The organism is Verrucomicrobiota bacterium (assembly GCA_037139415.1).
Classification (GTDB): Bacteria; Verrucomicrobiota; Verrucomicrobiia; order Limisphaerales; family Fontisphaeraceae; genus JBAXGN01.
Map to the genome: position 1 here is coordinate 1 of JBAXGN010000298.1, position 5,645 is coordinate 5,645.

Below are 5,645 nucleotides of genomic sequence, written 5' to 3' on the forward strand. Positions count from 1 at the left end.
AACGTCGTCCCATCAGCCATCTTGAAAACGTATTCGATCATAAATCAGGACGTAAGGTTACGCCTTTAGTGGAAAAAGCAAAAAAACTTCTCGCAGCAATTTCTTGTCGTCACCAAACGCCGTTTATCCACCGCGAGGGCGAGGGCACTGAACTAACTGATAGGAATTTGCTTTTGGGCACATTGGATGCTTTCACTGGTCGCGTTGCGGTAACCTGGGCATTCAAGGCTTCGCTGTGTTGGTTGCCCAGTTCCGCAAGTTGCTCGACTTTTAACATGTTTCAAATTTCAGTTAATATTTTCCACAACACACTACGGCCCTTCGACGCGCGAGCTGTTCACATGCTTCGAAACCCGCGTGCAGGACATTTTATCAGGATCATACGGGCATAAAATGGCGGCCAATTTCTGAACGCGGCTCGCCGGATCAAGCCACAACTCATAATCCTCAGGCTTCAGAATTACGGGCATGCGGTCATGCAGAGTCGCCACCAGCGTATTTGCCCCGGTGGTAAGGATGGTAAACGTCTCCAATGGCGATGCCTCTTGCGTTGTGGCAAAGAGTTCCTGCTGCGAAGCCGCACTTGGTTGCCATCGTTCCCACAGGCCAGCAAAACAAAATGCCTGCCCATCCTTCAGGGTAAAGTAGTGGGGCAGTTTTCCCGACGACGTGCTCATCCATTCGTAAAATCCGTCTGCCGGAATCAGGCAACGGCGACTCCGCCACGCGTTTCGAAAGCTGGCTTGCTCCATCACGGTCTCCATCCGGGCATTTATTAACTTGCTACCTGGCTTTTCGTCTTTCGCCCAGGCAGGCACCAAACCCCAGCGGAGCAGCCGCAATTCAGTGGCATGCCCCTCTCGAACCACCACTGGCGCATGTTGGTGAGGCGCGATGTTATAGCGCGGCGCATATGCCCTCAGCAGGTTAACGCAAACGATCAATCTCACCACTTCGGCGATTTCGCGGGTCAATGTATATCGCGCGCACATTTCACAAAGATTAACGCAAGGACATCAAGACACAAACAACTTTCAGATTCGGTTACGGGGTCATTCATAGTTTTTCCTGTTTTTCACGATACCTCCTTTTTCGGAGCATTTGAAGTAATAGCGCACGATCGAACGTGCTGATCTGGGTTCAATACACTTATCCAGCGTATCATCCCAAGAACCATTTACCTGATCCCACGTGGGCCCCAAAACTCCAGCAGGCAGCCCAAGAGCCGGGTTGTCGTGTAAATACACCCAGTCATTTGCAGTGAGTTGTTTCATTCCCGGTGGTAGTGTTCGCAGTTTGTTGTTCTCTAGCCGCAGAACGGCAGGCGAGGTGAATTGCCCAAAATCCTGCGGAAGTTCAGCAAGTTCATTGTTTTCGAGATAGAGCCTTTGCAGGGACTTGAGTTGTGCCATTTCTGGGGGCAATACACTGATTTTGTTGTTTTCGAGATACAGGTTTGTCAGTGCATGCAGCTGTCCAATCGTTGATGGTAACGTCGTCAGATGGTTCCGTGACAAAATGAGCCCGGTCAATTTACCGAGTTTCCCGATTTCTGATGGCACCACACTGATCGCAGCGTGATCAATAAACAGGAGCTTCAGGCCAGAGAGTTTTCCAACCTCAGGCGGAAGCACCGCGATTGGGTTGTTGGAAAGGCATAGCCAGGTCAAGGACTTGAGGGAGCACAGTTCCATCGGAAAACAGGTAAATCGATTACTGGACAAAAAGAGTTCGGTTAATTTTGTCAGTTGAGCAATTTCTGATGGTAACGCGGACAGTTGGTTGCCCTCCAAGTGGATTTCTGTCAGGGCGGTCAAACTGCAGATTTCCAGTGGAAACGTGGTCAACTTGTTACCGCGTAAAAAAATGGATTTGATCGTCTTAAGTTCTGCAACTTCCGCAGGCACCTTAGTCAGGCCTAGGCGATCCAATTCAAGCTGATTGCACTGCGGCCTTTGGCGGCAAGTCTCGATTATCTCCATGGCTTTATGGTACGCAGTCTGTTCACTGGCAGTCATATGGGTGGGAGTAATCAAGGTCATGGAGGTCAAACAAGGTCACAACATAGTTGCTCAATAGGATTTTTATTCGTCAACCACTGGCACCTCTCTAAAAGAAAGATTAGCAAAAATTGGTGCCGCACAATCTCGAAAGCGTTCCGTTACAATTCTAACGCTGCCCCATTCTTGGACGGCAAAATAATCACCTTGCGTGGGAAGTGAAGATTTTTTGATGCAAATGCGTGCGTCTATTAGTTGGAGAATGTTATTCATCCCGCATAACTCACAAGTGCGCAATTCTCCTCTGGGATGGATGGAATTTCCGAACGAGACAACCCCATGAGAATGACCTTCCACCAACCGTCCTTCATACTTACTTTTTCTCTTAAAAAAGACTGGAAACGCTTGAATGGGGTAAACTTCTGTTTCCATGAATTTGAGAAATAGATCCTTCTCAAAGCAACAAATCCCGCTGCCGACTGAAACGAACATCCCCTCCAATTTTCCTTGCGAACTTGTATGCAACGGGCCCAGACTTTGTTGTTGTTGCACTGGAAAACCTGGTGGGTAGTAGGGTGCTAGCCTAGGTTTAATCTCTACCCATGATTCAACTGGGATTGGCTTTCCCGGCAAAAAAAAGTCAAATTTTGATGGGTCCACAGAAGGAAGGTCTACACTTTCAGTCATCCGCCATCCACATTTGGGGCAGACAACTGGTGGTGTATTTCTCACACGTCCGCCGTGGAGACATCCTTTCCACGGATCCTTTAAACTAAGTTCATACAGTTTCATTAGAATAAAGTATTTAACATTTGGTTCATGAAATTACCGAATTCTTCCGGTTTTTTAATCCGCGTGGCTTTGTTTCCATCCCAACCTATAAACTTCCCCCAAGCTTCATTCCAAGCTCCCCCCATGTAGCTCCTGCTTTTCTCGCCATGCACTATTTTCTGGTGAAAGCGTTGCTCCAGATTAACCGTGAAACGGTTAATCCAATTTGAAATTTGTTGATTGCCAATGCGTACGGCCCTGATCTTGTCGTTATTAGCGTGGGCTTCCTTGAGCTTACCGAGTTGGCAACTCTCCAGCACTTTGGCCGGTCGCTCGATGGCGGCCAACATATGACGCGATGGAAGCACGAATTTTACTCAGATGTTTCAGCAGGATTAAAAGTAATGTTTGTCAGTTTCAACTGTCTGACAGCATCACGCAATTTCTCCGTAACAATAATTCGCTCAATACTTTGCACAGCGAAAATATCAATACCCTCTGGAATCCGGTGCTTATTGAGAATAATTTGCTTCATTTGTGACCGCACGTAGATTCCACACTCATCGCAATGGCGATGGTCAACATTGACCAATGCTTGCTGAGAAAGGCACGGTATGGGAATGGTGTAAACAATCCTCAGGTAGTCGTTTCGAACTTCAGAAACTTTGGAGCTTGTTATTATTGCCGGCCCAGTCCGTAGAGAAATTCCCAATGCATTTAGAGCTTGGTAAGCTGATTCTCGTATTAAAAGTGTCCGTCCAAAAATCCATAGAAAGTCGCGCTTTTCTCCCTTTAAGACACGACCGATGAATGGACCAAAACCCATTCCAGGCAATAACGGCCAAGGTTCCGTTATTTCAGACCGCAGCGGGGCGGTAAGAGACTCAAATTCCTGTCTTGTTACGGGAGGACCATGACCATATGCGCTCTCGTCCAGTTTTCCCTTAATGTTAATTAGGGGACAGCCAAGGAATGTTGCATTACTTCGATGACAAATACTGCATTTAACACTCCTCAGAAGCCAAGTGTATTCACCATCGAATTGATAAGTGTACGGTTTACTTTCCTCAATTTGGAAGAATCTCATGCAATTAATTGCGCTCACAAAAACGGAGCCATGTCCATTCCAATATTTCTTAGCATGGAGAAGGCAAAACCCATGATTCTATCCGCACTAGGATTTTTGGACTGCATGAAACGTTTATATGACTATCAAACTATAACAATGGCATAGTTTCATCTGATTTTTCCTTTCGTTTCCTTTGTTGCAGTCGCGTCGTGGCGCTTTTCCAACTTCCCAAGTGCAACCGGACTGCAATGGCTTTGATCGTCAATGTCGTTTCCCGCCGCAACCGGGCCGCCACCGCCACCTTTTCCGGATCACTCTTGGTCCGGTGCTCCAAATCCACCCGGGTCCAACCCAATCGTTTTAGTTCCTCGTCAATAATGCGTTCGGCCTTGGCTTCCGCGCTCTCCCGCCGCAGTTCCCCGGCATGATGTTCCCCCAACTGCCCGGCCATCCGGTCCAGCAATTCCTGTCGAAAGGTTTCCGGCCCGAGACACCATCCCCGCCGCAATGGCTCCCATTCCGTACCATCGCTTTCCCGCGCCCGCATGGTTTCCATCCGCCGCTCGAATTCCTGCCGCCCCGCCGCCGTATCGGTCTGGATGCCATGTTCCCCCATTAACCGGTCCACCCGCACCCAATCCGGACGGTGCGCCGGAGCCGCCAAGTACCAGGCAAAGCTGCTCCAAGGATACCTCAATAACCGGTCTTCCACCGTCAAAAGCCCGGCCCGCACCGGATTCAAGTGTGCGTAATCACAGACCGTTTTCAGGTAGCCACGGCTGTTCCCATCCACGATCAGCGCTTTGTAACGTCCGCTAAACACATGGCCGAAGAGCTTGCGCCGATGATTCAGGCGCAGGGTATAGGTGCTTAAGAGCCAGCGCATCCCAGCCACCAGGTTGCCTTGGGGCGTTTCCACCACCAAATGGAAGTGATTGCGCATGAGACAATAGGCGTGGACCTGGAAATCCGCCTTTTGAGAGGCTTCCGCAAGGGTTTTGAGGAAATCCTGACGGTCCACCTCGTCGTGGAAGATGTCTTCCCGCCGATCCCCACGCGACATTACATGGTAGATGGCCCCGGGATATTCAACGCGCAATTGTCGTGGCATGGTTCAGTTTACGGCAAACGGCGGATACGAATATCTTTGAAATAAAAGATGCTCTTGGGGTCGTGCCCTTGGAGGGCGATGGCACCGCCCTCGGGATTGAGGCGGCGTCCCGCGCGTTCCGCCGGCCGCTGCACATTCGGTGGCTCGGTGTAATCCACCACCGTGGCGCCGTTGAGCTGGACGGTGATGCGCTGATTTTGCACCACGATGCGCACCTTGAACCACTGGGATTCATCCACGGGCGATTTGTCCAAATCCACCACCGCGTAGAGACTGCCGGTTTTGCGTTTTTCCTTGAGCGTGGAGTTGAGCTGCACCTCGTACCCCTTGGCAAGATGCTTCTTGGCGTTCGAGACGGAAAAATCCGTGTGGAAAAACACGCCGGAATTGGCATTCGCCTCGCTCCGGGCGAACAGCTCCAGCTCAAAGTTTTTGAATTTCACGATCCCCTCCCGCTGGTCGCCCACATAAAAGAGATGGGAACTCTCCTGCGTGGCATGGGCGCGAATGGTGCCATTGACCACCGACCAGGAGTCCGGATAGGCGTTGGCACGCCAGCCAGACAGGTCTTTGCCATTAAACAACGAAACCCAATCTTCGGCCGCAAGCACCGGGAAGGTGAACCCGGCAATGCAAACACCGGTCGAGTAGGACTGAGGCGCACGCAACCTTGCGGTCCATGTTTCCTCAGTCC

At 50.2% G+C, this 5,645-nt stretch carries 7 protein-coding genes; all 7 read right to left on the bottom strand.

Annotation, left to right across the window (positions count from 1 at the left end):
- Positions 1-311: 311 nt before the first annotated feature.
- A complete protein-coding gene (locus WCO56_28565; GenBank protein MEI7733557.1) occupies positions 312-992 on the bottom strand; it encodes an SOS response-associated peptidase in 681 nt (226 codons plus the stop codon).
- Between the two features lie 60 nt (positions 993-1,052).
- The gene (locus WCO56_28570; protein MEI7733558.1) at positions 1,053-2,042 is read right to left on the bottom strand and encodes a leucine-rich repeat domain-containing protein; all 990 of its coding nucleotides are present in this window, start codon (positions 2,040-2,042) and stop codon (positions 1,053-1,055) included.
- A 42-nt stretch (positions 2,043-2,084) separates the two neighbouring features.
- Positions 2,085-2,792 carry a double-CXXCG motif protein gene (locus WCO56_28575; protein ID MEI7733559.1) on the bottom strand — a complete coding sequence of 236 codons (708 nt, stop codon included), beginning with the start codon at positions 2,790-2,792 and terminating at the stop codon, positions 2,085-2,087.
- Positions 2,792-3,121, bottom strand: coding sequence for a hypothetical protein (locus WCO56_28580; protein ID MEI7733560.1), 330 nt, complete (start codon positions 3,119-3,121; stop codon positions 2,792-2,794). The genes WCO56_28575 and WCO56_28580 overlap by 1 nt, the downstream gene beginning before the upstream one ends.
- A gap of 23 nt (positions 3,122-3,144) precedes the next feature.
- Positions 3,145-3,858, bottom strand: a complete 714-nt coding sequence (locus WCO56_28585) for a double-CXXCG motif protein (protein MEI7733561.1) — start codon at positions 3,856-3,858, stop codon at positions 3,145-3,147.
- A 130-nt stretch (positions 3,859-3,988) separates the two neighbouring features.
- On the bottom strand, positions 3,989-4,951 hold the full coding sequence (locus WCO56_28590) for a transposase (GenBank protein ID MEI7733562.1): 963 nt from the start codon (positions 4,949-4,951) through the stop codon (positions 3,989-3,991).
- An 8-nt stretch (positions 4,952-4,959) separates the two neighbouring features.
- Positions 4,960-5,645, bottom strand: a 686-nt coding sequence (locus WCO56_28595) for a DUF1080 domain-containing protein (GenBank protein ID MEI7733563.1), incomplete at its 5' end; no start/stop codon positions are given.

What these genes read in the sequence shown, in the direction of transcription:
- WCO56_28565 (MEI7733557.1), bottom strand. Translation starts at nt 992, where the DNA reads ATGTGCGCGCGATATACATTGACCCGCGAAATCGCCGAAGTGGTGAGA.
- WCO56_28570 (MEI7733558.1), bottom strand. Translation starts at nt 2,042, where the DNA reads ATGACCTTGATTACTCCCACCCATATGACTGCCAGTGAACAGACTGCG.
- WCO56_28575 (MEI7733559.1), bottom strand. Translation starts at nt 2,792, where the DNA reads ATGAAACTGTATGAACTTAGTTTAAAGGATCCGTGGAAAGGATGTCTC.
- WCO56_28580 (MEI7733560.1), bottom strand. Translation starts at nt 3,121, where the DNA reads ATGTTGGCCGCCATCGAGCGACCGGCCAAAGTGCTGGAGAGTTGCCAA.
- WCO56_28585 (MEI7733561.1), bottom strand. Translation starts at nt 3,858, where the DNA reads ATGAGATTCTTCCAAATTGAGGAAAGTAAACCGTACACTTATCAATTC.
- WCO56_28590 (MEI7733562.1), bottom strand. Translation starts at nt 4,951, where the DNA reads ATGCCACGACAATTGCGCGTTGAATATCCCGGGGCCATCTACCATGTA.